We start from the raw sequence: 26,211 nt of genomic DNA on the forward strand, positions 1-26,211 counted from the left end.
AGCCGATGCTAGCGGTGCGCCCGGTACCGTGGGGCCCCGTGACCCCCGTCCTCCTGTACGCCGTCGCCGCGGCGGCGCTGCTGCTCGCCGGCTGGGCGGGCTGGTTCGCGGTCCGGGACCGGGCCGTCGTGCTGCGCCAGCTGTGGGGCGCCGCGGTGGTCGAGGGCCTGATGGTGGTGCAGGCGGTCGTCGCCGGCGTCCTGCACGCGACCGGGACGGTCCCCGCCGAGCCGGCCGTGTTCTGGGGCTACGTCGTCACGCAGCTCGTCCTGCTGCCCGCCGCCGCGCTGTGGGCGTTCGCCGAGCGCAGCCGGTGGTCGTCCGTCGTGCTGCTCGTGGCCGCGGTCGCCGTCGCGTTCCTGCAGCTCCGTCTCGACCAGACCTGGGGGTCCTGATGACCACGCCCGCGCCCGGCCGTCCGTCGGCACCCGTCGCCGGGGCACCCGCGAGGAGCACCGCCGCCGGACCCGGCCGCGTGCTGGTCGCCGTGTACGGGGTGTTCGCCCTCGCGGCGACGGCCCGCGCGGGGTTCCAGATCGCGGAGAAGTTCGACGAGGCGCCCCTCGCGTACCTGCTGTCCGCGCTGGCCGGGGTCGTGTACGTGGTCGCGACGCTCGCGCTCGCGAGGGACTGGCGGCCCGTGGCGTGGGCGGCCGTGGCCGTCGAGCTCGTCGGGGTGCTGGCCGTGGGGACCCTGTCGCTGCTCGACGCGGGGGACTTCCCGGACGAGACCGTGTGGTCCGCGTACGGGCAGGGGTACGGCTACGTCCCCCTCGTCCTGCCGTTCCTCGGGCTCGCGTGGCTCTGGCGCACCCGCCCGGGCCGCGCCGCCGGACCGGCGGCGGGCGACGGGTCCCGGCCGGCGCCCCCGGCCGGCCAGTAGGTTGGTGGACGTGTACGGCCTCCTCTTCCGCCTGGTCTTCGCCCGCCTCGACCCCGAGCGGGCGCACCACCTCGCGTTCCGCGCGATCCGCGTCGCCTCGCGCGTCCCCGTCCTGCGGGGGGTGCTGCGGTCCGCCCTGGCGGTGCCGCCGTCCGCCGCCGTGCGGGTGCTCGGCCGGACGTTCCCGTCGCCCTTCGGGCTCGCGGCGGGCTTCGACAAGAACGCCGTCGGGGTCCCCGGCCTGACGATGCTCGGCTTCGGGTTCGTCGAGGTCGGCACCGTCACGGCGTGGCCGCAGCCCGGCAACGAGGCCCCGCGGCTGTGGCGGATCGTCGACCGGCGCGCCCTGCGCAACCGGATGGGCTTCAACAACGAGGGCGCCGTCGCGGTCGCCCGGCGGCTGCGGAAGCTGCGTTCGACCGCCGCCGGCCGCGCCCTGGTCGTCGGCGTCAACATCGGCAAGACCAAGGTGACACCGCCGGAGGACGCCGCCGACGACTACGCCACCAGCGCCGGCCATCTCGCGCCGTACGCGGACTACCTCGTGGTCAACGTCTCGTCGCCGAACACCCCCGGGCTTCGCGACCTGCAGTCGGTGGACGCGCTGCGGCCGATCCTGCAGGCCGCCCGGACCGCCGCCGACGAGGCCGCCGCCGCGGTGCCCCGGCCGCGGGTGCCGCTGCTGGTGAAGATCGCCCCCGACCTGGCCGACGCGGACGTCGACGCGGTCGCGGACCTGGTGGCCGAGCTCGGGCTCGACGGCGTGGTCGCCGTCAACACCACGATCGCGCACGACCTCGGCGAGGGCGGCCTGTCCGGCCCGCCGCTGCTGGACCGCGGGCTCGTGGTGGTCGCGCGGCTGCGGCACCGCCTCGGTGCGGGACCCGTCGTGATCGGCGTCGGCGGGATCAGCACCGCGGCGGACGCGCAGGCCTACCTCGCCGCGGGCGCCGACCTGGTCCAGGGCTACACCGGCTTCATCTACGAGGGGCCGTTCTGGGCGTCCCGGATCGGCCGGGCGCTCGCGCGCGACGCCGCCGCCCGCGCCGAGCGGGTCGCCCCGTGACCGCGCTGCGGCCCCGGTGGGCGTGGGAGTACACGGGCGCGGACGGGCAGGTGCTGGACCGGCCGCTGTCGCCGGTGTTCCCGACCCGGTTCGACGCGGAGGAGTGGTTCGGGCTGCAGTGGCGCGCGCTGCGCGAGCAGGGCGTGCGGACCGCCCGGCTGCGGAACGACGGCACCGTGGTGCCCCCGGCCTACGACCTCACCGCGGTCCCGGAGCAGGTGCTCGGCAACCCGCGGGCCTGACGAGGCCCGGGCTCCGGCCCCGCTCAGACGAACGCGCTGGGCCGCGCGGCCGCGTACGCGCCGTCTCGGTCCGCTCCTGGCGACCCGAGCGCCGCCCACGCCATCGCGAGCCCGTCGACGGCCCGCCGCAGCTCCGCCGCGGGCGCGGTGAAGGGCACGCGGAGCCGGTCCTCCAGCCCGCCGTCGACGCCGAAGGCCGGCCCGGGCGCCACCCGCACACCGTGCGCGAGGGCGAGCGCGCTGAGCGCCGACGACACCGGCGCGCCCAGGTCCACCCACAGCGACTGGCCGCCGGCCGGCACCGTGAACCGCCAGCCGGGCAGCCGCTCCGCCAGCAGGCCGGCGAGCAGGTCCCGGCCCGCGCGGAGCTGCGCGCGCCGCTCCTCGACCGGTTCGGCGCCCAGCCGCAGCAGCTCGACGGCCACGAGCTGGTCCAGCACCGCGGTGCCGAGGTCCGTTGCCCGGCGAGCCAGCGCGAGCCGCGTGACGAGGTCCGCCGGTCCGCGCAGCCAGCCGACCCGGAGGCCGCCCCAGTGGCTCTTCGACATCGAGCCGATCGCCACCACGCGGGCCGCCCGGCCGTCGCCCGCCCACGGCTCCGGCCCGGGGCCGTCCAGCGTGAGGTCGGTCAGCACCTCGTCGCCGGCCACGACCGTGCCCGTGCGCGCGGCGAGCTCCCGCACCCGGGCGCGGCCGGCGGCGCTCAGCGTCGCACCGGTCGGGTTGTGGTGGTCCGGGATCAGGTAGACGAGCCGCGGCGCGACCTGGCGGACCGTCGACTCCAGCAGGTCCAGGTCGGTGCCGGCGGGTCCCGTCGGGACCGGCACCGGGCGGGCACCCGCGGCGCGCACCGCCTCGATCGCGTGCGGGTAGGTGGGCTGCTCGACGACCACCCGGTCGCCGGGGCCGGCGTGCGTGGACATGAGCAGGGCGATCGCGTGCTGCGCACCGGTCGTCACGAGCACCTGGTCGGGGGACGTGGGGGTCCCGCGCGCGGTGTACCGGTCGGCGACCGCCTCGCGCAGGACGTCCAGGCCGAGCGGGGCGTAGCCGTGGCCCGCGTGCCGGGGGAGCTCCTCGACAGCGCGGAGGGCGGCACCGTGCAGCGTGCGGGGCGCGGCGCACGCGGCGATCGTGAGGTCGACGACGCCCTCGGGGGCCGTGGGTCGCGCCGGCGTCCGGGTCGCGGGCCCGCGGCGGTCCGCAGGGGGCAGTGCCGTCACCGTGCCGGACCCTTGCCGGCTCACCAGGTACCCCTCGTCCCGCAGCAGCCCGTACGCTCCCGAGGTCGTGGTCCGGGAGACGCCGAGCGCGGCCGCGAGCTCCCGCTCCCCGGGGACGCGGGTCGCGAGGGGCAGGTCGCCGGCGAGCACGGCGCGGCGCACCGCGTCGGCCAGCGCCGCGTAGGCGGGGCCGGGTCGACGCCAGCCGCCCAGCACGGACGCCAGGCCGGTGCCGCCGATCCGGCGGTCGGAGACGAGGAGCGAGGACATGAGGCCACTCTTGCGCAAGTGGCTATCGAACGGAAGGCCACCTGGCGGTCAGGATGAGGCCATGACCACGCACGCCTCCACCGTCGCCCCGGGCCGCGTCGACCGCGCCGGCACGCACGCCGCCCGCCGGGGCGCCCAGCTCCTGGGCGGCCTCGTCCTGTACGCCCTGTCCATCGCGATGCTGGTGCACTCCGGCCTCGGCAACATGCCCTGGGACGTGCTCAGCCAGGGCGCGGCACGTCAGCTCGGCTGGTCGCTCGGCACCGCCACGCTCGTGATCAGCGTGCTGGTGCTCGCGTGCTGGTGGCCGATCCGGCAGCGCCCGGGCATCGGCACCGTCGCGAACGTGCTGGTCATCGGCGTGCTCGTCGACCCGTTCCTCGCGCTGCTCGACCGGCTGCCGGACCCCCTGCCGCTCGCCGCGCGGATCGCCCTCGTCGTCGGCGGCATCGCGCTGAACGCGGTCGCCAGCGGGCTGTACATCGGCGCACGCCTCGGCCCCGGCCCGCGCGACGGCCTGATGACCGGCCTGGTCGCGCGCACCGGCTGGCCCGTGGGCCCCGTCCGGATCGCGATCGAGGTCACGGTGGTCCTGGTCGGGTGGCTGCTCGGAGGCACGCTCGGGTTCGCGACGCTGGCCTACGCGCTGGGGATCGGCCCGCTGATCCACCTGCTGCTGCCGCGGCTCACGGTGCCCGTCCCGGCAGCGGTCGCGGCTGCCGAACCGGCGGAGCCGGGCGAGGGGCGCTGACCGCACCCCGGCCGGACGGCTCAGGGCCGGGTCACCTCGTCGGCGACCCGGCCCTGCGTCGTGCGGTGCGCGTCAGCGCGTGGCGGGGGAGCTCTTCGCCGTCTCCGCCGGGTCGCTGATCACGGCGTCGCCCAGCACGTCGTCGATCCGCGCCATCAGCTCGGCCGGGATCTCGACGCCGGACGCCTTGACGTTCTCCACGACCTGCTCCGGCCGGGAGGCGCCGATGATCGCCGCGGCCACGTTCCGGTTCTGCAGCACCCAGGCCACCGCGAGCTGCGCGAGCGACAGCCCGAGCTCGTCGGCGACCGGCGTCAGGTCCTGGACGCGCTGCAGGACGTTCGGGCGGTCGAGGAACGACTTGACCATCCGGGCGCCGCCCTTCTCGTCCGTCGCGCGGGAGCCCTCGGGCAGCGGCTGGCCCGGCTTGTACTTGCCGGTGAGCACGCCCTGCGCGACGGGGGACCAGACGATCTGCGACAGCCCGAGCTCCTCGGACGTCGGGACGACCTCGCCCTCGATGACCCGCCACAGCGCGGAGTACTGCGGCTGGTTCGACACGAGGCGGAAGCCGAGGTCCTGCGCGAGCTCCTGGCCGGCGCGGATCTGGTCGGCGGTCCACTCGGAGACGCCGATGTACAGCGCCTTGCCGGAGCGCACGACGTCCGCGAACGCCTGCATCGTCTCCTCGAGCGGCGTCTCGTGGTCGTAGCGGTGCGCCTGGTACAGGTCGACGTAGTCGGTCTGCAGGCGGCGCAGCGAGCCGTCGATGGACTCGAGGATGTGCTTGCGGGACAGGCCGGAGTCGTTCGGGCCCTTGGGGCCGGTCGGCCAGTAGACCTTCGTGAAGATCTCGAGGGACTGCCGGCGCTCGCCCTTGAGGGCCTCGCCGAGCACCTCCTCGGCGACCGTGTTCGCGTAGACGTCCGCGGTGTCGAAGGACGTGATGCCGTTGTCGAGCGCGGCCCGCACGCAGGCGGCTGCGGCGTCGTTCTCGACCTGCGAGCCGTGCGTGAGCCAGTTGCCGTAGGTGATCTCGGAGATCTTGAGGCCGGAGCGGCCCAGGTGGCGGTAGTTGACCATGCGACCACCCTAGGACGACCGCGCGGGTGCGCTCGCCGAGGCGGTCAGCGGCGGGTCACTCCGGGTACTCGCCGTGCTTGACCTGCGGCTTCGGCAGCCGGGCACGCCGGATCTGGAACACCCGGGTGACGGCGTACATCATCGTGCCGCGGACGACGGCGTCGGCGCCGAACTTCGCGACGAGCTTCTTGCGGAGCTTGCGCCACATGATCGCCACGTCGACGACCATCGCGATGATGAACACGTACAGGACCACCAGGCCGAGGAACGCGAACTCCGCGCTGACCTGGCTGAGCAGCATGTTGAGCAGCAGCATGACGATCGCGATCGGCAGGAACATCTCGCCGAGGCTCCAGCGGGCGTCGACGTACTGCCGGACATACCGGCGGACGGGGCCCTTGTCCTTGGCGGGGAGGTAGCGCTCGTCACCGGTCTGCATCGCGGCGTACTGCTTGTCGCGCTCGGCGCGCTGCGCGGACCGGGCCTCCTTGGCGGCGGCCTTGCGGTCCGTGGGGACCAGCGGGCGCCGGTTGGCCGCCTCGGCGACCTTCCGCTTCGGCGTCGGCCGGCCCTTCGTGCCGCCGGGCACCTCGACGAGACCCGGGGTCTCCTCGGTCAGGGGCGCCTGCCCCGTCGCGGCGGTGGCACCCGTGCTGCTGTCCTTGCTGCGTCCGAACACCACCCCAGGGTAGTCGAGTAGCGTGACGGTCCGTGACCGAGCAGACGCAGCAGAACCCGCCCTTGTCCGTCACCGCCCTGCGGGCCCGCGTCGAGGAGGCCTTCGCCGGCATCCGCGCGGACCTCGAGGCCCTCGTCCGCGTGCCGAGCGTCTCCAACGCGGACTTCGACCAGGCGTACGTCGCCGCCAGCGCCGAGCACGTCGCCCGCCTGCTGGGCGAGGCCGGGATGCCCGAGGTGCAGATCCTGTCCGCCCCGCGTCCCGACGGCACCCCTGGCGCGCCCGCCGTCGTCGCGCGGCGTCCCGCGCCCGCCGGCGCCCCGACCGTGCTCCTGTACGCGCACCACGACGTGCAGCCCCCCGGCGCCGACGCCGACTGGGACACCGACCCGTTCGAGCCGACCGAGCGCGACGGCCGGCTGTACGGCCGCGGCGCGGCGGACGACAAGGCGGGCGTGGTGGCGCACCTCGGCGCGCTGCGGGTGCTCGGCGACGAGCTCGGCGTCGGCGTGACCGTGTTCGTCGAGGGCGAGGAGGAGGTCGGCTCCCCGTCCTTCACCACGTTCCTGCACACCTACCGGGACCTGCTCGCGGCGGACGTCATCGTCGTCGCCGACTCCTCCAACTGGAAGGTGGGCGTCCCGGGCCTCACCACCTCCCTGCGCGGGCTCGTGGACCTCGAGGTCGAGGTCGCCGTGCTCGACCACGCGGTGCACTCCGGCATGTTCGGCGGCCCGGTGCTGGACGCCGTCACCCTGCTGTCGCGCCTCATCGCCACGCTGCACGACGACGCCGGCGACGTCGCGGTCCAGGGCCTCGTCGCTGCGGCGGACCCGGCGGTCGACTACGACGAGGCGGCGTTCCGGGCCGACGCGAGCGTGCTGGACGGCGTGACGCTCGCCGGCACCGGTCCGATCACCGCGCGGCTGTGGACCCGGCCGACCATCGCCGTCATCGGGCTCGACGCGCCGCGCGTGGCGACCGCGTCGAACACCATCACCCCCAAGGCCACCGCCAAGCTGTCGATGCGCATCGCCCCCGGGCAGGACCCCGCCGCCGCGCTCGCCGCGCTGCGGGCGCACCTGGAGGGCCACGCGCCGTTCGGTGCCCGCGTGACCGTCCGCGACGGGGAGCTCGGCAAGCCGTTCCAGGCGCCCGCCGACTCGCCCGCGATGCAGGCCGCGCGGCAGGCGTTCGCCGACGCGTGGGGCACCGAGCCGGTCGACATCGGCGTGGGCGGGTCGATCCCGTTCATCGCGGACCTGCTCGAGGTCTACCCGGACGCGGCGATCCTGGTCACGGGCGTCGAGGACCCGGACTCCCGGGCGCACGGGCCGAACGAGTCCGTGCACCTCGCGGAGCTGGAGAAGGTCGTGCTCGCGGAGGCGCTCCTCCTGGCCCGCCTGGCCTGACCTCCCCCTCCGACCCACCGAGTGGAGGGTTCTGCCGGACACGCCCGGCGAGTCCCGGCAGGGCTCTCCACTTCGCGACGGGCGGGGCGTCAGACCGGGGGAGCGGGGTCGTACTGGATCTCGCGCCGGACGCGCCGGGCCGCGTCCGGCGACTCCAGGCGCGCGACCAGGTGCAGGGCCATGTCGATGCCGGCGGACACCCCCGCGGAGGTGACGACGTCGCCGTCGTCGACGTACCGGGCCTCGGTGTCGACGAGCACGCTCCGGTCCAGCTCGGCGAGCTCGTCGAGGGCGGCCCAGTGCGTCGTCGCCGGCCTGCCCGCGAGCAGGCCGGCGGCGGCGTACACGAGCGACCCGGTGCACACGGACGCCAGCAGCGCCGTCTCCTGCCGCACCGCGCGCAGCCACGCCAGGTGCTCGCCGTCCCTGGTCAGCGGGCGGGTGCCCCGGCCACCGGGGTGCACGAGGACGTGCAGCAGCCCGACCTCGTCCCGGGACGTGTCCGGCACCAGGCGCAGGCCCTTCGCGCACCGGACGCCGGAGCCGTCCGCCGAGAACGTGACCACCTCCGGGCGGAGCGGCGACGTCCCCGCCCAGGCCGTGAGGACGTCGTAGGGCCCGACCACGTCGAGCTCCTCCGCGTCGTCGAACACGACGATCCCGATCCGCAGCGCGTGTCCCGTGCCCATCTGCGTCTCCTCCTCGACGGCGGCGGCCCGCCCCGGGGCGTCAGTACCCCGGCAGCGCCAGCATCTGGTCGAGCGCGACGCGCGCCCAGTGCGCGTCGTCCGCGTCGACGACGATCCGGTTCACGACCCGCCCGTCCCGCAGGGACTCCATCGCCCACACCAGGTGCGGGAGGTCGATGCGGTTCATGGTCGAGCAGAAGCACACGGTCGAGTCGAGGTAGCTGATCTGCTTGTCCGGGTGCGCGGCGGCCAGGCGGCGGACCAGGTTCAGCTCCGTGCCGATCGCCCAGGAGGACCCGGCCGGGGCGGCGTCGAGCGCCTGGATGATGTACTCCGTCGAGCCCACCATGTCGGCGCCCGTGACGACCTCGTGCCGGCACTCCGGGTGCACGAGCACGGTCACGTCCGGCACGGCGGCGCGGACGTCGACGAGGTTCTGCGGGGAGAACCGTCCGTGCACCGAGCAGTGCCCGCGCCACAGGATCATCCGGGCGTCGCGCAGCTGCTGGGTGGTGAGCCCGCCGTTCGGCCGGCGCGGGTCGAACACCACGCACTGCTCCAGCGGGATGCCGAGCGCCAGCACCGCGGTGTTCCGCCCGAGGTGCTGGTCCGGCATGAACAGGACCTTCCCGTGGCCGTCGACTCCGCCTACCTGGTCGAAGGCCCAGCGCAGGGCGACGTGCGCGTTGGAGGAGGTGCAGACCGTGCCGCCGTGCCGGCCGGTGAACGCCTTGATCGCGGCCGTGGAGTTCATGTACGTCACCGGGACGGTGTCCTCGGCGATCCCCGCCTCGACCAGCACGTCCCAGGCGTCCTCGACCTGGTCGATCGCGGCCATGTCGGCCATCGAGCAGCCCGCGGCCATGTCCGGCAGCACGACCTGCTGGCGGTCGGACGTGAGGATGTCCGCCGACTCGGCCATGAAGTGCACCCCGCAGAACAGGATGTACTCGGCGTCGGGGCGGGCGGCGGCCTCGCGCGCGAGCTTGAAGGAGTCGCCCGTGACGTCCGCGAAGTCGATGACCTCGTCGCGCTGGTAGTGGTGGCCGAGCACGAACGCCTGGTCGCCGAGCGCCGCGCGGGCGGCGCGGGCGCGTTCCACCAGGTCGGGGTCGCTGGCGGCGGGCAGGCCGCCGACGCACTCGACGCCGCGCTCGGACGCCAGGTCGGTGCCCTGGCCGAGCAGCAGGAGGGCGGAGGGCAGCGGTTCCGCGAACGACGTCGCGGGGGCGAGCAGACTCACGCGCGGCATCATCCCACAGGGCCCCCGGGCGCTGACCAGGACCTCCAGGACGGCGGTGCGGTCGGCGCGTGCGAGGATCGCGGCGTGCACGTGCTGGTGGCCCCCGGACGGTTCGACGCGCGCCCGGACGACGGCCGCGGCGCGCCGCGCGGCGTGCCCGTCGCGGACCCCTGGCCGGCCCTGACGGCGGCCGAGGCGGTGGCCGCGGTCGTCGACGGCTGGCGCAGCGCCGCACCCGCCGACACGCTCGAGACGTTGCCGCTGTCCGACGGCGGCCCGGGCCTGCTCGACACGATCCGCGCCGTCAGCGGCGGCGAGCTGCTCTCCGTGACGACGACCGACGCCCACGGCGACGTCGTGCCCGGGGCGGTCCTGGTCGTGAGCGAGCCGTCCGGCGCGCGCACGGCGTGGGTCGACGGGGCGCTGGCCCTGGGCGCCGCGGACCCCGCGGCCGCCCCGGTGACGGCGACGACGTCCGCGGGGCTCGGCACGCTGCTGGCCGCGGCGCTCGACACCGGGGCCGGACGGGTGGTCGTCGGGCTCGGCGGGCGGCGCACGGTGGCGCACGACGCGGGTGCCGGTCTGCTCGCCGCGCTCGGCGCCGCCCCGGCGTCCGCCGCCAGGGGGATCGGCGGGGCCGGCGCGCTCTCGCCCGCGGACCTCGCCGCGGTCGCCGGTCTGCGGGAGGCCCTGGCCGGCCGGGACCTGGTCGCGCTGCACGCGCACGAGCTGCCGCTGCTCGGGCTGGGCGGCGTGTCCGCCGACCTCGCGGAGTCCCGGCGGGTCGACGCGGCGGCGGCGCAGGAGGCCGAGCGCGCCGTGGCGGCGTTCGTCCACGCCGCCGGAGCCGCTGCGGACGCGGGTGGCTCCGGGCGCCGTGACCTGCTCGGCGGGACCGGCACGGGCGCGGGCGTCACCCGGGCGCCGGGGTCGCGCGCGGCCCTCGTCCCCGGGTCCGGGGCGGGCGGCGGAGCGGCGTTCGCGCTCGGGCTCCTCGGCGCCCGACTTGTCGACGGGGCGGCGTGGGTCGCGGACGCGGTGGACCTCGCCGGGCGGGTCGCCGACGCCGACCTGGTGGTGACGGGCGCGGGGGTGCTCGACGGGTCCGCGCTGGAGCACGGCGTCGTCGCGGCCGTCGCCGCGGCCGCCCTGCCGCTCGGCGTGCCGGCCGTCGCGGTCGCCGCGCAGCTGCGGACCGGGCGCCGCGACTGGGGCGCGGCCGGGCTCGCGGGAGCGTTCGGCGTCGTCGAGCGGCCCGGCGACGAGGACCGCTGGCGCACCGACCCCGCCGTGGCCCTCCGCGAACGGCTTCCGCGCATCGCCCGCACCTGGTCCCGCTGACGTCCACGACCCGGCACGGGCGGGGTGTGCGGGTCCCGTGCGCGTCCCGTGGTGCACCGGGCCCGCGGGCGTACATTGGGAACAGATCACGGAGGAGCGCGGTTGTGCCCGACGTGACCGCGCCCCGGCACTCGCGCGAGCGCGCGCCGGCGACCGATGTGAGACACCGTCAGGAGACACCATGAGCGAGACCACCGAGACCGCGACGCACGGCGTCCAGCTCACCGACGTCGCGGCCGACAAGGTGCGCACCCTGCTCGAGCAGGAGGGGCGCGACGACCTGCGCCTGCGCATCGCGGTGCAGCCCGGCGGGTGCTCGGGCCTGATCTACCAGCTCTACTTCGACGAGCGCGTCCTCGACGGCGACGCGCTGCGTGACTTCGACGGTGTCGAGGTCGTCGTCGACCGGATGAGCGTCCCCTACCTCGAGGGCGCCACGATCGACTTCGCCGACACCATCGAGAAGCAGGGCTTCACGATCGACAACCCGAACGCCGGCAGCAGCTGCGCGTGCGGCGGCTCGTTCAGCTGACCGGCCCCGCGGCCTGACCGACGAGAGCCCCGGACCACGCGGTCCGGGGCTCTCGCGCGTCCGGGCCCGTGCGTCCGGGGCTCGCCCCGGTCACAGGTCCGCCAGCCCCGCCTCCCGCCGGAGCGCGACGACCACCCCGGGCAGCACGTCGCAGAACCGCTCGACGTCGGCCGCGCTCGTCCCCACCGGCAGCGACAGGCGCACGTTCCCCCCGGTGAGCGCACCCATCGCGGCCAGCACGTGGCTCGGCTGCTCGGTGGCGGACGTGCACGCGGAACCGGACGCGACGGCGAACCCGGCCCGGTCCAGCGCGGTGACCACGGCCTCGCCGTCCACGTACAGGCAGGAGAACGTCAGCACGTGCGGGAGCCGGCCGGTGGCCGGACCGACGACGTCGACCTCGGGCACCTCGGCGGCGACCCGCGCGCGGACGCGGTCGACGAGCGCGGCGCGCGGGTCGGGCCCGGTGCGCAGCCGGGCGGCGGCGGCCTGCAGCGCGACGGCGGCGGCCAGCGCGGCGGGGACCGAGACGCCGCCGGGGAACCAGCGGTCGTCGTCGAGGGCGCCGGCGGCCAGGACGGGGGAGCGGCGCACCCCGGTGCGGGTGACGAGCACCGTGGCCCCGGGCAGCGCCCCGACGTCCCCCGGGTCGATCGCCAGCACGTCCCACTCGGGGCCGACGGGCACGTGCCCGAACGACGAGCCGGCGTCCACGAGCAGCGGCACCCCGGCGGCCCGCGCGGCGGCGTGCGCCTCGGCGACCGGCTGGAGGCTCCCGACCTCACCGTTGGCGTGCTGGACGGCGGCGAGGGCGACCCCGGGCCGGCGCACGGCCTCGTCGAGGGCCGCGAGGTCGACGCGGCCGTCGGTGCCCACGGGCACGGTGACGCGCCCGCCGTCCGGCACGCCCGCGACGGCTCCGGCGACGGCTCCGGCGGCGGCCGCCGCGTCCAGCACGGCCATCCGCTCGACCTCCGGGACGACCACCGAGCCGCCGACGCGGCGCCGCCCCCGGGCGACCGTCAGCACCGCGGTGTGCAGCGCGGCGGTGTGCGAGGGCGCCCAGTCGACCTCCTCGGTCCGCGCGCCCACCAGGGCGGCGACCGCCTCGCGCGCCCCGTCGAGCAGCGCCCGCGCGCGCCGGCCCTCGGTGTGCAGGCGGCGCGGATCGGCCCAGCCCTCGTCCAGGGCGGCGAGGAACGCCTCGCGCGCGGCGGGCAGCACGGGCGCGCGGCCGGCGGCGTCGAGCACGACCCGGCGCACCGGAGCGGGGGGCGGGGCGGAGGGGGAGTCGGGCACGAAGGGCACGGTAGCGGGCCCGCGCGGGCGCTCGCCGGGCCGTCGGACGACGGCGGTCCCTGCCAGGACAGTGATCCAGATGACACTCCGTCATCTCACGGGCCCGAAACGCGGTTCTCGGACCACGACGAGGCGGCCAGCGCGCTAGGCTGCTCGCGATCGAGGACATAGGTCCTAGGTGACTTCCCTGTCGGACGACGCACGCCCGGAGGCGTCGCGGGCGACGGGGACCGAAGTGGAAGGCCCCCGGTGCGCTCGCAGACCCCCCGCCGCCCGAGGCGGACCCGACTGGCCGTCGCGGGACTCGCGACCGTCGTCGCGCTCGCGCTCGCCGGATGCTCGCCCGACGTCCAGCGCGGCTGGCTCCCGGGCGACTCCGAGAACGAGATCACGAACCAGACCGGTCGCATCACGAACCTGTGGGTGGGCTCCTGGGTGGCCGCCCTGCTGGTCGGCATCCTGGTGTGGGGCCTGATCATCTGGTGCGTCGCGGTGTACCGGAAGCGCAAGGACGACGACCAGCTCCCCGTGCAGCTCCGGTACCACGTGCCGCTCGAGATCATGTACGTGATCCTGCCGATCATCATGGTCGGCGTGCTGTTCTACTACACGGCGCGCGACATGACGGCGATCCAGGACCACACCGAGGAGCCCGAGCTCACCGTCCAGGTGATCGGCAAGCAGTGGAGCTGGGACTTCAACTACGTCGACGACGACGTCTACGACACCGGCCAGCACGCGCAGGCCGTCGGGGAGACCGGCGTCCTCGCGGAGCAGCCGACCCTGTACCTGCCCGTCAACGAGCGCGTCGAGTTCCACCTGGACGCCCGTGACGTCATCCACTCGTTCTGGGTGCCCGCGTTCCTGTACAAGCAGGACATGATCCCGGGGCGTACGAACACGTTCCAGGTGATCCCGCAGGTCGAGGGCGAGTACGTCGGCAAGTGCGCCGAGCTGTGCGGCGAGGAGCACTCGTCGATGCTGTTCAACGTGAAGGTGGTGTCGCGCGAGGAGTACGACGCGCACATCGAGGAGCTCCGGGACGCCGGCCAGGAAGGTCAGCTGGGCCTCGAGTACAACCGCCTGCAGGACGTGCGGGTCACCGGTGAGGGTGGCTCGGACGCCGAGGGCGAAGAGGGAGGCAACTGATGGCCGCCACCGTCGAGCTCGTCCCGGGGCTCGCCCCGCGACGGCAGACCCTGGGCCGCACCGTCGTCAAGTGGGTCACGTCGACCGACCACAAGACGATCGGCTACATGTACCTGATCGCCGCGTTCACGTGGTTCGCCGTCGGCGGCATCATGGCGCTGCTGATCCGCGCGGAGCTGTTCGAGCCCGGCATCCAGATCGTGCAGAGCAAGGAGCAGTACAACCAGCTCTTCACGATGCACGGCACGATCATGCTGCTGCTGTTCGCGACGCCGCTGTTCAGCGCGTTCGCGAACATCATCATGCCGCTGCAGATCGGCGCGCCCGACGTCGCGTTCCCGCGGCTGAACGCGTTCTCGTTCTGGCTCTACCTGTTCGGCGGCCTGATCGCCGCGGGCGGCTTCCTCACCCCGCAGGGCGCGGCGTCGTTCGGCTGGTTCGCGTACGCGCCGCTGTCGAACTCCGTCTACTCCCCGGGCGCCGGCGGTGACCTGTGGGTCTTCGGCCTCGCGCTGACCGGTTTCGGCACGATCCTCGGTGCGGTCAACTTCATCACCACGATCGTCACGATGCGTGCGCCCGGCATGACCATGTTCCGGATGCCGATCTTCACCTGGAACACCCTGATCACGAGCCTGCTCGTGCTGATGGCGTTCCCGCCGCTGGCCGCCGCGCTGTTCGCGCTCGGCGCCGACCGGCGGCTCGGTGCCCAGGTGTTCAACCCCGAGAACGGGGGCGCCATCCTCTGGCAGCACCTGTTCTGGTTCTTCGGGCACCCCGAGGTGTACATCATCGCCCTGCCGTTCTTCGGCATCGCGACGGAGATCCTGCCGGTGTTCAGCCGCAAGCCGGTGTTCGGCTACAAGGGCCTCGTCTACGCGACCGTGGCGATCGCCGCGCTGTCCGTGACGGTGTGGGCGCACCACATGTACCCGACCGGCGCCGTCCTGCTGCCGTTCTTCTCGCTGATGACGATGCTGATCGCCGTCCCGACCGGTGTGAAGTTCTTCAACTGGATCGGCACGATGTGGCGCGGCAAGCTCACGTTCGAGACGCCGATGCTCTGGACGATCGGCTTCCTCACCACGTTCCTGTTCGGCGGTCTGACGGGCATCATCCTGTCCAGCCCGGCGCTCGACTGGCACGTCACGGACACCTACTTCGTGGTGGCGCACTTCCACTACGTGGTGTTCGGCACCGTCGTGTTCATGATGTTCGGCGGCATGTACTACTGGTGGCCCAAGTTCACCGGCCGGATGCTCAACGAGCGCCTCGGCAAGATCCACTTCTGGCTGCTGTTCGTCGGCTTCCACATGACGTTCCTCATCCAGCACTGGCTCGGCGCTCTGGGCATGCCCCGCCGGTACGCCGACTACTCGCCGGAGGACGGCTTCACCTGGATGAACCAGGTGTCGACCATCGGCTCGATGATCCTCGCGATCTCCACGCTGCCGTTCCTGTGGAACGTCTACATCACCTGGCGCCGCGCGCCCAAGGTCACGGTGGACGACCCGTGGGGCTTCGGCCAGTCGCTGGAGTGGGCGACGTCCTGCCCGCCGCCGCGGCACAACTTCACCTCGCTGCCGCGCATCCGCTCGGAGCGCCCGGCGTTCGACCTGCACCACCCCGAGGTCGCCGCCATGGACCACGTCGAGCCCGAGCCCGGGTTCTTCGACTGGGAGTCCGAGCGCACCGGCGAGCAGGGCCTGGCGCGCGACCGCATGGAGAACGGCGGCGGCGAGCCGGAGCAGTCCGCGGCGACGATCGTTGACGACCGCCCGACCGATGGTGACGACCAGGAGGGCCGCACCCGATGAGCAGCCTCAACGAGCCCGGCGCCCGCCCCTCGGTGACGGGGGACGCGAGCACCCGCCCGCGGCACGCGATGAAGGTGGAGCCGTACCTGTTCCTGGGCGGCGTCCTGTTCTTCATCCCGATCGGCCTGCTCTACGCCTGGTGGAGCGACGGCGAGCCCGTGGGCACCGTCGGCATCCCCCTGGTGGGCGGTCTGGTCGGCATGATCGGCGGCTACCTCGCGCTGGTGGCCCGCCGCATCGACCCGCGCCCGGAGGACGACCCGGAGGCGCTGATCGCGGAGGGCGCCGGCGACCAGGGCGTGTTCAGCCCGTGGAGCTGGTGGCCGATCACGATCGCGTTCGCCGCGGCGCTGGCCTTCCTCGGCATGGCCATCGGCTGGTGGCTGCTGTACCTCGGCGTGGCGCTCGGCGTCATCGGCCTGGTGGGCTGGGTCTTCGAGTTCTCCCGCGGCCAGCACGCGCACTGAGCACGCACGCGGCCTCGTACGCGACCGACGGCCAAGGGCCGGGCACCGACACGGTGCCCGGCCCTTCGTGCGTCTGCAGACGCCGTCAGACGGGTGTCAGACGCTCGGGACGATCAGCCCCGCGGTCTGCGTGCGGGCGCGGGTGAACCGCTCCGCCGCGTCGGCCCAGTTGACGACGTTCCACCACGCCTTGACGTAGTCCGCCTTGACGTTGACGTAGTCGAGGTAGAACGCGTGCTCCCACATGTCGAGCATGACGACCGGCACGAGGCCCAGCGGGATGTTGCCCTGCTGGTCGTACAGCTGCACGATCACGAGCTTCTCGCCGAGGGAGTCCCACGCGAGGACGGACCAGCCGGAGCCCATGATGGTCGTCGCGTTGGCCGTGAAGTGCGCCTGGAACTTGTCGAACGAGCCGAAGAACTCGTCGATCGCCGCGGCGAGCTCGCCCACGGGCTTGTCGCCGCCCTCGGGGGAGAGGTTGGCCCAGAACACCGAGTGGTTCACGTGGCCGCCGAGGTTGAACGCCAGCGTCTTCTCCAGGCCGGCCACGGCGCCGAAGTCCCCGGACTCCCGGGCGGCTGCGAGCTTCTCCAGCGCGGTGTTCGCGCCGGCGACGTAGGTCGCGTGGTGCTTGTCGTGGTGCAGCTCCATGATGCGGCCGGAGATGTGCGGCTCGAGCGCGGCGTAGTCGTAGGGCAGGTCCGGCAGGGTGTAGTCAGCCATCAGTACCTCTCGGTGCTTCGTGCCGCGGCTCTTGCGCCGCGACGGCGTCTTCGCTCACAGGCACGCCCCGCGGGGGCGGTGCGCGCCTGCTCCTGTCGTACCACGTCCACCGCCCGGGTGCCGGTCTGCCGGCCTCCCGGTGCTGCGGGGACGTGGTGCGTCGGGCACGGGGGGAGCAGGGACGACGACGCCCGGGCCTCCGACGGCCGTGGCCGCCGGTGACCCGGGCGTGGTCGGTGCTCTCCGGTCCGCGCCCACCCGGTGCAACGACCGGGTGGATCGGATGATTCCGCAGATCAGGGACGTGACGTGCCCTCGGTGTCCTCCTGCTCGGGGGCGAGGTGGCGGGCGCTGCCTGCGCCGGCGCCGATCGCCTCGTGGCGCTCCTCGTGCGCGGCCGGGAGGGCGTCGTGCCCGCCGTGCGACTGCGCCGCGACGAGCTCCGCGGGGGTGACGGGCTCGACCCGGTCCTCGTAGAACACGCGGGACAGGCGCTGGCGCAGGGCGTCCTTGCGGTAGCCCTTGCGACGCACGCCGCGCGCGTCCTCCGCCGGCTCGATCTCCAGCGGGCGGCGCGGCTCGTGCTGCACGCGGAGCCAGCGCTCGTGCGCGTCGAGGGGCTTGTGCACCTCGATGTACTCGCCGGACGCGAACCGGACGATGCGCCCGGTCTCGTGGCCGTGGAGCACCAGCTCGCGGTCCTTGCGCTGCAGCGCGAAGCAGATGCGCTTCGTGAGCCAGAACGCGATCGCGGGGCCGACGAACAGCAGGACCCGGAACGTCCACGTGATGTCGTTGATCGACAGGTGGAAGTGCGTGGCGATGAGGTCGTTCGACCCCGCCAGCACCAGGACCATGAACGCCGTCAGGAACGCGACGCCGAACGCCGTGCGGAACGGCGCGTTGCGCGGGCGGTCCAGCACGTGGTGCTCGCGGTCGTCACCGGTGGCGAACGCCTCGATGAACGGCCAGAGCGCCAGCGTCGTGAACAGGATCCCGGGGATGATCACGCCCGGCACCAGGATGTTCATCGAGACCGTGTACTCGCCGATCACGAACTCCCAGCCCGGCATGAGCCGCAGGCCGCCCTCGAGGAACAGCATGTACCAGTCGGGCTGGGCGCCCGCCGACACGACGCCCGGGTCGAAGGGCCCGTAGTTCCACACGGGGTTGATCGTCATGGTCGCGGCCATCAGGGCGATGACGGCGAACACGACGAAGAAGAAGCCGCCGGCCTTGGCCACGTACACCGGGAACAGCGGGTAGCCGACGACGTTCTTGTCGGTCCGGCCCGAGCCCGGGTACTGCGTGTGCTTGTGCAGCACGACGAACAGCAGGTGCAGGGCGATCAGCGCCAGGATGACGGCGGGGATCAGCAGGATGTGCACCGTGAACAGACGGGGGATCAGCTCCGTGCCCGGGAACTCGCCGCCGAACAGGCCGAACGAGATGTACGAGCCGGCGATCGGGATCGCGCGGGCCACGCCGTCGGCGATGCGCAGGCCGTTGCCGGACAGCACGTCGTCGGGGAGCGAGTAGCCGGAGAAGCCGGCCAGCAGGCCGAGGATCATCAGCGTGAAGCCGACGAGCCAGTTGAGCTCGCGCGGCTTGCGGAACGCCCCGGTGAAGAACACCCGCATCATGTGCGTGACGATCGACGCCATGAAGATCAGGGCCGCCCAGTGGTGGATCTGCCGCATGAGCAGACCGCCGCGGACCTCGAACGACAGGCGCAGCGTCGAGGCGAACGCCTCGGACATCTGCACGCCGTTCATCGCGGCCCAGGGGCCCTCGTAGTGCACCTCGGTCATGGAGGGCACGAAGAACATCGTGAGGAACGTGCCCGAGATCAGCAGCACGATGAAGGAGTACAGCGCGATCTCACCCAGGAGGAACGACCAGTGGTCGGGGAAGATCTTGCGGGCGAACTCCTTGACCGCGCCTCCGATGCCGGTGCGCTGGTCCAGGTAGTCGGCGGTCCCTGCCGCCGCGCGCGCGACACCCGTGGGGGGTGCGCTGGGGGAGTCGACGGTGCTCACGTGAGGCGCTCCCAGAAGGACGGGCCGATCGGCTGGTTGAAGCCGTCCTGGGCGACGAGGTAGCCCTCGTCGTCGACGGTGATGGGCAGCTGGGGCAGCGGCCGCTTCGCCGGGCCGAAGACGACCTTGGCGCCGTCGGCGGCGTCGAAGGTGGACTGGTGGCACGGGCAGAGGATGTGGTGCGTCTGCTGCTCGTACAGCGCCACGGGGCAGCCGACGTGCGTGCAGATCTTCGAGAAGGCGACGATGCCGTCGTACGACCAGCCCTCGCCCTGCTCGGACTTGAGGTCACGCGGGTCCATCCGGACCAGCAGGACGACGGCCTTGGCCTTCTCGTCCAGCGGGTGCGGCGTCTCCTCGAGGCCCTCGGGGATGACGTGGAACACCGAGCCGATCGTCACGTCGGCGGCCTTGATGGGCCGGCCGCTCGGGTCGATCGTGAGCTTGGTGCCCTTGCGCCACATGGTGCGCTTGGAACGGGAGACGTCCCAGTCGCCGCCGAGGTTGCCGACGAGCGGCACGGCGATGCCCAGCGGGAACAGGGCCAGCGAGGTGACCATCGCGCCCTTGAGCACGCCGCGGCGGCCGATCGACGAGTCCTTGACGCCCTCGCGCAGGGCCTCGACGGCCTTGACGCGCGTGGCGTCGGACGTCCGGGTCGGGTGCCGGTCCTCGGACCGCTCGTGGTCGCTCATGAGCGCCTTGGCCCAGTGCACGGCCGCCGCGCCGATGCCGGCGAGCGACAGGAACAGCCCGAGGCCGAGCAGCAGGTTGGACAGCCGCATGCTGCCGACCGTCTCGCCCGGGGGGACCAGGGCGTAGGCGACGACGGCACCGACGGCGCCGAGGATCGACAGGGTGAAGAGGGCGACGACCTGCCGCTCGGCGCGCTTGTTCGCCTTCGGGTCGGAGTCGCCCACGCGGGCGCGGTGGCCCTCGAGGCCCGGGTCCTCGAACCGCTCCGGCACCGCGGAGGTGCCGGACCGGGCCGTGAGGTCGGTCGAGGGGTCGTGGTGCGTGCTCATGCCGGGGCCCCCGCGGGATCGTGAGCGGAGCGAACGATGCTGTGGGGTGAGTTCACGAGGACTTGGCTCCGATCCAGACCGAGGCGGCGATCAGCAGACCGATGCCGACCACCCAGGCCCACAGGCCCTCGCTGACGGGGCCGAGCGAGCCGAGCGTGAGGCCGCCGGGCGAGCCCTCCCGCTGGTCGTCGAGGTACGCGATGATGTCGCGCTTCTCGTCGGGGGTGATGTTCGCGTCGTTGAACACCGGCATCGACTGCGGGCCGGTGAGCATCGCCTCGTAGATGTGCGTGGGGGTGGTGTCGTCCAGCGCCGGGGCCCACTTGCCCTGGGACAGGGCGCCGCCGGCGCCGACCGCGTTGTGGCACATGGCGCAGTTCGTGCGGAACAGGGCCATGCCGTTCGCGGCGTCGCCGAGCTCGGGGTCGACCTGCTCCGCGGTGGGCACCGAGGGGCCCGCGCCGAGGGAGGCGACGTACGCCGCGAGCTGGTCGATCTGGTCCTGGTCGAACTGGACCGGCTTGGCCTGGATCTGCGCGCCGTTCATCTGCGCGGGCATGCGACCGGTGCCGACCTGGAAGTCGACGGCCGCGGCGCCCACCCCGATCAGGGAGGGGCCGCCGGCGCCGCCGTCGGTGGCCTCACGGCCCTCCGCGGACGGGCCGTGGCAGGTGGCGCAGTTGGCCTGGAACAGCTTCTGGCCGGCGGCGATGTCGTCCTCGCCCGCCGCTGCCTGCGCCGCGTCGGCGCTGGCGGGCTGGGCGATGGCGTACACGGCACCGGTCAGCAGCAGCGCCAGCAGGAGCAGCACCACCGGGGCGAACCGGTGGTGCCTGCGGGCGGCGAGTGCCTTCACGGATGGATCCTCGTCTCGGGCGTGCGGGGGGCGTCGGTGCGGGGGGTGCGCGTCGTCACTTGATCAGGTAGATCGTCGCGAACAGCGCGATCCAGACCACGTCGACGAAGTGCCAGTAGTAGGACGTGACGATGGCGGTCGTGGCCTCGTGGTGGCCGAACCGCCGGGAGGTGAACGAGCGGCCCATCAGGAACAGGAACGCGATCAGGCCGCCGACCACGTGCAGGCCGTGGAAGCCCGTCGTGAGGTAGAACACCGAGCCGTACGGGCTGGACGAGATCGTCAGGCCCTCGTGCACCAGCTCGGCGTACTCGAAGATCTGCCCGCCGATGAAGAAGGCGCCCATGACGTACGTCAGCGTCATCCACTCGTTCATGCCCCAGCCCTTGACGTTCAGCAGGCCGCCGGAGCGCACCGGCTGGAACCGCTCCGCCGCCCACACGCCCATCTGGCACGTCACCGACGACAGCACCAGCACCGTGGTGTTGATCGCCGCGAAGGTGATGTTGAGCTTGTCCGTCTGGACCGCCCACTCCTCGGTGACCGTGGCGCGGAGCGTGAAGTACATGGCGAAGAGGCCCGCGAAGAACATGAGCTCCGAGGCCAGCCACACGATCGTCCCGACCGACACGGGGTTCGGTCGGTTGACGCTCACATGGGGAGCGGAGGCGGGGGCAGCCGTTGCGGTCGTCACGCACGTCAGTATGGCCGAAAACCTCCGCACATGGGTCACAAGTCCCAGAGCGTCGGGGAGGTTTCTGTCACACCGTCACCTCGTTCTCGGTGATCAGCGGCCCGCCGGGGCGTCCGCGGCCGGGTGGCAGATCGGCGTGCCAAGATGCGGGGAGGGACGCGCCACCGCTCGCGTCCCGTCCGCACGAGTGGAGGACCACCATGGCCGCTGACCGCCTCGACGCCGAGCACGACGCCGTCGTGCCGGGACCGCGCATCCTCCTGTACAGCGACGACTCCGACACGCGCGCGCAGGTGCGCCTCGGCGTCGGCCGCCGCCTCGGTCGCGGGGCGCCGGACATCCGGTGGAGCGAGGTGGCCACGCCGCAGGCCGCCCTGCAGCAGGCGGAGACCGGTGAGTACGACCTGCTCGTCCTCGACGGCGAGGCCGGGAAGGTCGGCGGCATGGCGCTCGCGCGGCAGGTCAAGGACGAGGTCTTCCGGTGCCCGCCCGTCCTCGTGCTCACCGGCCGCCCGCAGGACGCCTGGCTCGCCGCGTGGTCCGACGCCGACGCGGTCGTCTCCCAGCCGCTCGACCCGGTCGAGCTGCACGACGCCGTCGCCGGGCTGCTGTCCCGGACCCCCGCGGCATGACCGAGGCGGTCACCTGGTCCGACCTCCTGGCCGCGCTCGTCGCGCGCGAGGACCTCAGCGAGGCGCAGACCGCCTGGGCGATGGACCAGATCATGTCCGGCGAGGCGTCGCCCGCGCGGATCGCCGGCTTCCTGGTCGGGCTGCGCGCGAAGGGGGAGACGGTCACCGAGCTGACCGCCCTCGCCGACACGATGCTCGCGCACGCCGTCCGGTTCGAGGTCCCCGGCCGCGCCGTCGACATCGTCGGCACCGGCGGGGACCGCGCGCACACCGTCAACGTCTCCACCATGGCGTCCCTGGTGGTCGCGGGCACGGGGGTGCGCGTCGTCAAGCACGGCAACCGGGCCGCGTCGTCGTCCTCCGGGTCCGCGGACGTGCTCGAGGCCCTCGGCATCCGGCTCGACCGCACGCCCGAGCGCGTCGCGCAGCTGGCGCACGAGGTCGGCATCACGTTCTGCTTCGCCCTGACGTTCCACCCCGCGATGCGCCACGTGGCCGTCGCCCGGCGCGAGCTCGGCATCGGGACGGTGTTCAACTTCCTCGGGCCGCTCACCAACCCCGCCCAGCCCGCCGCTGCCGCGATCGGCGTCGCCGACGCCCGGATGGCCGGGCTGGTCGCCGGGGTGCTCGCGCGCCGCGGCACCGAGGCGCTGGTGTTCCGCGGGGACGACGGCCTCGACGAGCTCGCGCCCACCGGGACGTCGCACGTCTGGCACGTCACCGGGGGCCAGGTCGCCGAGCACGTGCTCGACCCCGTCGCCGACCTCGGGCTGACCCGGCTGACCGTCGCCGACCTGCGCGGCGCCGACGCGGAGTTCAACGCCGGCGTCGCACGGGCCGTGCTCGCCGGCGAGGACGTCGCGTCCCGCGAGACCGTGCTGCTCAACGCCGCCGCGGCCCTCGTCGCCGACGGCAGCCTGCCCGGGACCGGCGCGGACGGCGGCGACCTGGTCGAGCGGCTGCGGGCGGCGCTGGAGCACGCCCGCCGGTCGGTCGACGACGGCGCGGCGTCGGACGTCCTCGCCCGCTGGCGCGCGGCGGCCTGACCCGCGCTGCACGCCGGGGCGTGCGCTGCACCCGCCTCTTCGGGAGTGCGCGCCCCGCGCGCACGCACCCGCCGCGTGTGCGTGACGCTCGTGCCTGCGTGCCGCCCGTGCCGCCCGTGCCGCCGAGGTGACAGTTCCGGCCTGCGTCCGGGGCGGCGTCCGCAGGCGCGCTCTGCCATCTCGGCGACCGCGTAGCGCGGTGCTGCGAAGTGCTGCGCGGGTGGTCGTCAGTCGATGCCGAGGGCGAACGCCTGCTCGAGGTCGTGCTGCGAGTAGGTGCGGAACGCGATGAACGTCTGCGTGCTGACGACGCCCTCCACCTTGCTCACCCGGTCCGCGATGATGTCCGCGAGCTCCTCGTGCTCCCGGACGCGGACCATCGCGATCAGGTCGACGCCGCCGGTGACGGAGTAGACCTCGCTCACGCCGGGGATCTCGGCGATCGCGGCGGCGGCCTCGGGGATGCGGGCGGCGTCGGTGTCGATGTGCACGATGGCGGTCAGCATGACGCCATCATGCCGCGCCGGCGGACCCCGCGGAGCCGTCCTGCTGCCCTCGACCCTGCAGCGCCCGGTGGAGAGCCGCCTCCGCGCGCTCGAACCGTCGGTCGCGCTCGGACCGGGGGTCGGGGAGCGGGCCGTCGCCGTCGGCCGGCCCTGCCCCGGCGTGCGGGGCGTGCGGTGCAGCCGCGGTGTCCTGGGCGACCTGGGTGTCCTGGGTGTCCTCGCACTCGTCCGCACCCGCCCACCCGGCGGGCCGCCCGGCTGCGACGGCCTCCGCGGGGTCGGTGCGCGCCTGGGCCGACCGCACCGGGTACGACCACGGGGTGCTGACGCTGACGATCCGCACCCCCGGCCGCCCGAGCCAGGCGAGCACGAGGTCGGCCTCCTCGGGGTGACCCGCGGGCGCGGGCGGCACCGGGGCGGGCACGTGCTCGCCGGTCACGCGCAGGGACTCGATGGCCGGCGACGGGTCGGTGCGCGGCGGCACGAGCGCCGTCCCGGCGAGCCGGCCGTGCCGCACGAGCACGACCTCCCAGCCGCCGGCGTCCGTCCGCCGGGCGGCGACGAGCTCGGCGCACGCCGCCAGCGGGGCCAGCCGCTGCGCACGGGCCGCGCCCCGCAGGAACGCCGCGAGCCGGTCGCGGACGGTCGCGGCCTCCTCGTACCGCTCCTGCCGCGCGAGCGCCCCGATCCGGTCGCCGTGCGCGTCCACGACGTCGGCGGGGTCGCCGGTCATGGACTCGCGGACGCGGTCGACCGTCGCGGCGTACTCGGCGGCGGCCTCGGGGCGGACGCACGGCGCGGGGCAGCGCCCGATCTCCGCGAGGTGGCAGGCGCTGGCGCCGGGGGCGGGCACGAGGGGCAGGCGGGCGGTGCACCGGCGGATCGCGAAGGCGTCGTGCAGCGCCTCGACGGCGGACTGCGCGGCGGCCCGGGACGCGAACGGCCCGATGTGGGTGGCGTCGTCGCGGACCTCGCGGACGACGGAGAGGCGCGGGAACGCCTCGTCCGTGAGCCGCACCCACGGCATGCGTTCGGGGGAGCGGGACCGGCGGTTGTACCGGGGGGTGTGCTCCGCGATGAGCCGGAGCTCGCGCACCTGGGCCTCCAGCGGCGTGGCGCACACGACCGGCGTCACCGCCTGGGCGATCCGCACCATCTCGCGCATCCGGGACCGCTTCTCGGCGGCGGTGAAGTAGGACCGCACGCGCTTGCGCAGCGAGGTGGACGTCCCGACGTACAGGACCTCGTCCTTCGGGCCGCGGAACAGGTAGACGCCGGGGGCGTCCGGCAGCCCGTCCGCGAGGGTGCGCTTGCGCCGCACGTCCGCGGGCACGGGGTCGGCGGCGGTCGCCAGGTCCTCGAGGTGGGTGATCCCCAGGGGCGCGAGCCGGCTCAGCAGGGCGTGCAGCACGTCCACGGTCGCGCGGGCGTCGGCCAGGGCGCGGTGCTCCGGGACGGTGGTCGCGTGGAACAGCGCGGCGAGCGTGCTCAGCTTGTGGTTCGGCGCCTCGTCGCGCGTGACCACCCGGCGCGCGAGCCGCACGGTGTCCACCACTGGGAACCCGGGCCAGGCGTGGCCGGTCGCGGCGGCGGCGGCCTTGAGGAACCCGACGTCGAAGGGCGCGTTGTGCGCCACCAGCACCGCCCCGCGCGCGAACTCGAGGAACGACGGCAGGACCTCCTCGATCCGCGGCGCGCCGATCACCATCGCGGTCGTGATGCCGGTGAGGACCTGGATCTGCGCGGGCACCGGGCCGCCCGGGTCGACCAGGGTCTGGAACTCGCCCAGCACCTCGCCGCCGCGCACCCGCACCGCACCGATCTCGGTGATCGCCGACGCCCCGGGCGCCGCGCCCGTCGTCTCGAGGTCGACCACCACGAACGTCACGTCGGACAGCGGGGTCCCGATGTCGTCCAGGGTCACCTGCACCGGCCGGCCGACGGGCTGCTGCACGAGGTCGAGGCGAGGCGGGACGGGGGACCGGTGGACCATGCCCGGCACGCTATCCGCCGGGTCCGACACGGCTGCCGCCGCCGACCGGCCCTGCCCGCGCGACCTGCGGGCCCGTAGGGTGACGCGCATGTCCGTCGTCGTCCCCGCCGCCGTGCGCGCGGCCGCGTCGGCGCTGGCGGCAGAGGTGCTGGGGGCGCTCGAGCCCGCGGCGGTCCCCGCGTCGCTCGCCGCGGTGCGCCGGTTCGCGCCGCGCCGGCGGGCCACCTCCGGGGCCGGGCCGCTGTGGGCGGCGCTCGAGCAGGACGACGCCTTCCGGGCGAGGGTCGCGCGCGCCTGGTCCCACGCGCACCCGGCGCAGGCCGCGGAGCTGCTCGCCGACGCGCCGGCCGCCCCCGCCGACGCGCCGGCCGCCCCCGCCGACGCGAGCGCCGCCGACCGGCTCGCCCTCGCGGTGGGCGCCGTGCTCCTGCGCCCCGAGGGCTGGCCGGACCTGCTCCCGCCCGCGGACACCGCGCCGGACGTGGTGGCGGCCCCCGGGCTGGTGGCGGTCGCGATCTGCACCCCGAGGAACGCCGGGTACCCGAGGG

The 26,211-nt window shown here is 74.3% G+C and carries 26 protein-coding genes and 1 pseudogene; 14 read left to right on the forward strand and 13 right to left on the reverse strand.

Annotated features, from left to right (window positions below; genetic code table 11):
• Nucleotides 1-5: 5 nt before the first annotated feature.
• The 4 genes from KJP73_RS11110 to KJP73_RS11125 are packed head-to-tail and all read left to right on the forward strand — an operon-like array spanning nucleotide 6 to nucleotide 2,191.
• Nucleotides 6-395, forward strand: coding sequence for a hypothetical protein (locus tag KJP73_RS11110; RefSeq protein ID WP_433995168.1), 390 nt, complete (start codon nucleotides 6-8; stop codon nucleotides 393-395).
• A complete protein-coding gene (locus KJP73_RS11115) occupies nucleotides 395-883 on the forward strand; it encodes a hypothetical protein (protein ID WP_213282930.1) in 489 nt (162 codons plus the stop codon). The genes KJP73_RS11110 and KJP73_RS11115 overlap by 1 nt, the downstream gene beginning before the upstream one ends.
• A gap of 10 nt (nucleotides 884-893) precedes the next feature.
• Entirely contained in the window at nucleotides 894-1,949 is a 1,056-nt protein-coding gene (locus KJP73_RS11120; protein WP_213282931.1) for a quinone-dependent dihydroorotate dehydrogenase, read from the forward strand.
• Nucleotides 1,946-2,191 (forward strand): hypothetical protein, encoded by a 246-nt coding sequence (locus tag KJP73_RS11125; protein ID WP_249669313.1) that lies wholly within the window; start codon nucleotides 1,946-1,948, stop codon nucleotides 2,189-2,191. Before KJP73_RS11120 ends, KJP73_RS11125 begins: the two co-directional genes overlap by 4 nt.
• 23 nt (nucleotides 2,192-2,214) lie before the next feature.
• Here KJP73_RS11125 and KJP73_RS11130 read toward each other — a convergent pair whose 3' ends face one another.
• Complete coding sequence (locus KJP73_RS11130; protein WP_213282932.1) at nucleotides 2,215-3,684, reverse strand: PLP-dependent aminotransferase family protein; 1,470 nt, start codon at nucleotides 3,682-3,684, stop codon at nucleotides 2,215-2,217.
• Nucleotides 3,685-3,745: 61 nt separating this feature from the next.
• Between KJP73_RS11130 and KJP73_RS11135 the strand changes: the two genes are divergently transcribed.
• On the forward strand, nucleotides 3,746-4,435 hold the full coding sequence (locus KJP73_RS11135) for a YczE/YyaS/YitT family protein (RefSeq protein ID WP_213282933.1): 690 nt from the start codon (nucleotides 3,746-3,748) through the stop codon (nucleotides 4,433-4,435).
• A 72-nt stretch (nucleotides 4,436-4,507) separates the two neighbouring features.
• On the opposite strand, the gene KJP73_RS11140 is transcribed toward KJP73_RS11135, so the two are convergent.
• Entirely contained in the window at nucleotides 4,508-5,518 is a 1,011-nt protein-coding gene (locus KJP73_RS11140) for an aldo/keto reductase family protein (protein WP_213282934.1), read from the reverse strand.
• Between the two features lie 55 nt (nucleotides 5,519-5,573).
• Nucleotides 5,574-6,197, reverse strand: coding sequence for a DUF3043 domain-containing protein (locus KJP73_RS11145; RefSeq protein ID WP_213282935.1), 624 nt, complete (start codon nucleotides 6,195-6,197; stop codon nucleotides 5,574-5,576).
• 32 nt (nucleotides 6,198-6,229) lie between these two features.
• Here KJP73_RS11145 and KJP73_RS11150 point away from each other — a divergent pair, with 32 nt between their 5' ends.
• Complete coding sequence (locus KJP73_RS11150) at nucleotides 6,230-7,609, forward strand: dipeptidase (protein ID WP_433995169.1); 1,380 nt, start codon at nucleotides 6,230-6,232, stop codon at nucleotides 7,607-7,609.
• Between the two features lie 89 nt (nucleotides 7,610-7,698).
• On the opposite strand, the gene KJP73_RS11155 is transcribed toward KJP73_RS11150, so the two are convergent.
• Entirely contained in the window at nucleotides 7,699-8,298 is a 600-nt protein-coding gene (locus KJP73_RS11155) for a DJ-1/PfpI family protein (protein ID WP_213282936.1), read from the reverse strand.
• A gap of 40 nt (nucleotides 8,299-8,338) precedes the next feature.
• Nucleotides 8,339-9,550: a quinolinate synthase NadA gene (gene nadA, locus KJP73_RS11160; protein ID WP_249669315.1), complete on the reverse strand. Its 1,212-nt coding sequence runs from the start codon at nucleotides 9,548-9,550 to the stop codon at nucleotides 8,339-8,341.
• A 75-nt stretch (nucleotides 9,551-9,625) separates the two neighbouring features.
• Between nadA and KJP73_RS11165 the strand changes: the two genes are divergently transcribed.
• Together KJP73_RS11165 and erpA are read left to right on the forward strand one after the other, a co-directional pair.
• On the forward strand, nucleotides 9,626-10,882 hold the full coding sequence (locus KJP73_RS11165; RefSeq protein ID WP_249669316.1) for a glycerate kinase: 1,257 nt from the start codon (nucleotides 9,626-9,628) through the stop codon (nucleotides 10,880-10,882).
• 181 nt (nucleotides 10,883-11,063) lie between these two features.
• Complete coding sequence (gene erpA, locus KJP73_RS11170; protein WP_213282937.1) at nucleotides 11,064-11,414, forward strand: iron-sulfur cluster insertion protein ErpA; 351 nt, start codon at nucleotides 11,064-11,066, stop codon at nucleotides 11,412-11,414.
• 90 nt (nucleotides 11,415-11,504) lie between these two features.
• On the opposite strand, the gene KJP73_RS11175 is transcribed toward erpA, so the two are convergent.
• Entirely contained in the window at nucleotides 11,505-12,713 is a 1,209-nt protein-coding gene (locus KJP73_RS11175; RefSeq protein WP_249669317.1) for a cysteine desulfurase family protein, read from the reverse strand.
• 249 nt (nucleotides 12,714-12,962) lie between these two features.
• On the opposite strand from KJP73_RS11175, the gene ctaC reads away from it, so the two are divergent.
• The 3 genes from ctaC to KJP73_RS11190 all read left to right on the forward strand — a co-directional run bounded on the left by ctaC (nucleotide 12,963) and on the right by KJP73_RS11190 (nucleotide 16,146).
• Nucleotides 12,963-13,862: an aa3-type cytochrome oxidase subunit II gene (ctaC, locus tag KJP73_RS11180; RefSeq protein WP_213282938.1), complete on the forward strand. Its 900-nt coding sequence runs from the start codon at nucleotides 12,963-12,965 to the stop codon at nucleotides 13,860-13,862.
• Nucleotides 13,862-15,679, forward strand: a complete 1,818-nt coding sequence (gene ctaD, locus KJP73_RS11185; RefSeq protein WP_213282939.1) for an aa3-type cytochrome oxidase subunit I — start codon at nucleotides 13,862-13,864, stop codon at nucleotides 15,677-15,679. The genes ctaC and ctaD overlap by 1 nt, the downstream gene beginning before the upstream one ends.
• A 68-nt stretch (nucleotides 15,680-15,747) precedes the next feature.
• Nucleotides 15,748-16,146 (forward strand): cytochrome c oxidase subunit 4, encoded by a 399-nt coding sequence (locus KJP73_RS11190; RefSeq protein ID WP_213282953.1) that lies wholly within the window; start codon nucleotides 15,748-15,750, stop codon nucleotides 16,144-16,146.
• 96 nt (nucleotides 16,147-16,242) lie between these two features.
• Here the strand turns inward: KJP73_RS11190 and KJP73_RS11195 are convergent, their stop codons facing one another.
• The 5 genes from KJP73_RS11195 to ctaE all read right to left on the reverse strand — a co-directional run bounded on the left by KJP73_RS11195 (nucleotide 16,243) and on the right by ctaE (nucleotide 21,495).
• Nucleotides 16,243-16,872 carry a superoxide dismutase gene (locus tag KJP73_RS11195; protein ID WP_213282940.1) on the reverse strand — a complete coding sequence of 210 codons (630 nt, stop codon included), beginning with the start codon at nucleotides 16,870-16,872 and terminating at the stop codon, nucleotides 16,243-16,245.
• A 296-nt stretch (nucleotides 16,873-17,168) separates the two neighbouring features.
• Complete coding sequence (gene qcrB / locus KJP73_RS11200) at nucleotides 17,169-18,911, reverse strand: cytochrome bc1 complex cytochrome b subunit (RefSeq protein WP_213282941.1); 1,743 nt, start codon at nucleotides 18,909-18,911, stop codon at nucleotides 17,169-17,171.
• The gene (qcrA, locus tag KJP73_RS11205; RefSeq protein ID WP_213282942.1) at nucleotides 18,908-19,936 is read right to left on the reverse strand and encodes a cytochrome bc1 complex Rieske iron-sulfur subunit; all 1,029 of its coding nucleotides are present in this window, start codon (nucleotides 19,934-19,936) and stop codon (nucleotides 18,908-18,910) included. The genes qcrB and qcrA overlap by 4 nt, the downstream gene beginning before the upstream one ends.
• 52 nt (nucleotides 19,937-19,988) lie before the next feature.
• Nucleotides 19,989-20,792 (reverse strand): cytochrome bc1 complex diheme cytochrome c subunit, encoded by an 804-nt coding sequence (gene qcrC / locus KJP73_RS11210; protein WP_213282943.1) that lies wholly within the window; start codon nucleotides 20,790-20,792, stop codon nucleotides 19,989-19,991.
• A 55-nt stretch (nucleotides 20,793-20,847) separates the two neighbouring features.
• Nucleotides 20,848-21,495, reverse strand: coding sequence for an aa3-type cytochrome oxidase subunit III (ctaE, locus tag KJP73_RS11215; RefSeq protein WP_213282954.1), 648 nt, complete (start codon nucleotides 21,493-21,495; stop codon nucleotides 20,848-20,850).
• Nucleotides 21,496-21,686: 191 nt separating this feature from the next.
• Between ctaE and KJP73_RS11220 the strand changes: the two genes are divergently transcribed.
• Nucleotides 21,687-22,118 (forward strand): response regulator, encoded by a 432-nt coding sequence (locus tag KJP73_RS11220; protein WP_213282944.1) that lies wholly within the window; start codon nucleotides 21,687-21,689, stop codon nucleotides 22,116-22,118.
• Nucleotides 22,115-23,164: an anthranilate phosphoribosyltransferase gene (gene trpD / locus KJP73_RS11225; protein ID WP_213282945.1), complete on the forward strand. Its 1,050-nt coding sequence runs from the start codon at nucleotides 22,115-22,117 to the stop codon at nucleotides 23,162-23,164. The genes KJP73_RS11220 and trpD overlap by 4 nt, the downstream gene beginning before the upstream one ends.
• 227 nt (nucleotides 23,165-23,391) lie before the next feature.
• On the opposite strand, the gene KJP73_RS11230 is transcribed toward trpD, so the two are convergent.
• Both KJP73_RS11230 and KJP73_RS11235 read right to left on the reverse strand, forming a co-directional pair.
• Nucleotides 23,392-23,670, reverse strand: a complete 279-nt coding sequence (locus KJP73_RS11230) for an Lrp/AsnC family transcriptional regulator (protein WP_213282946.1) — start codon at nucleotides 23,668-23,670, stop codon at nucleotides 23,392-23,394.
• Nucleotides 23,671-23,677: 7 nt separating this feature from the next.
• Nucleotides 23,678-25,663: a DEDD exonuclease domain-containing protein gene (locus tag KJP73_RS11235; RefSeq protein ID WP_213282947.1), complete on the reverse strand. Its 1,986-nt coding sequence runs from the start codon at nucleotides 25,661-25,663 to the stop codon at nucleotides 23,678-23,680.
• A gap of 88 nt (nucleotides 25,664-25,751) precedes the next feature.
• Here KJP73_RS11235 and KJP73_RS11240 point away from each other — a divergent pair.
• Nucleotides 25,752-26,211: pseudogene (locus KJP73_RS11240) on the forward strand (hypothetical protein); the annotation flags it as partial.

The organism is Cellulomonas hominis (assembly GCF_901521055.1).
GTDB classification, from domain to species: domain Bacteria; phylum Actinomycetota; class Actinomycetes; order Actinomycetales; family Cellulomonadaceae; genus Cellulomonas; species Cellulomonas endometrii.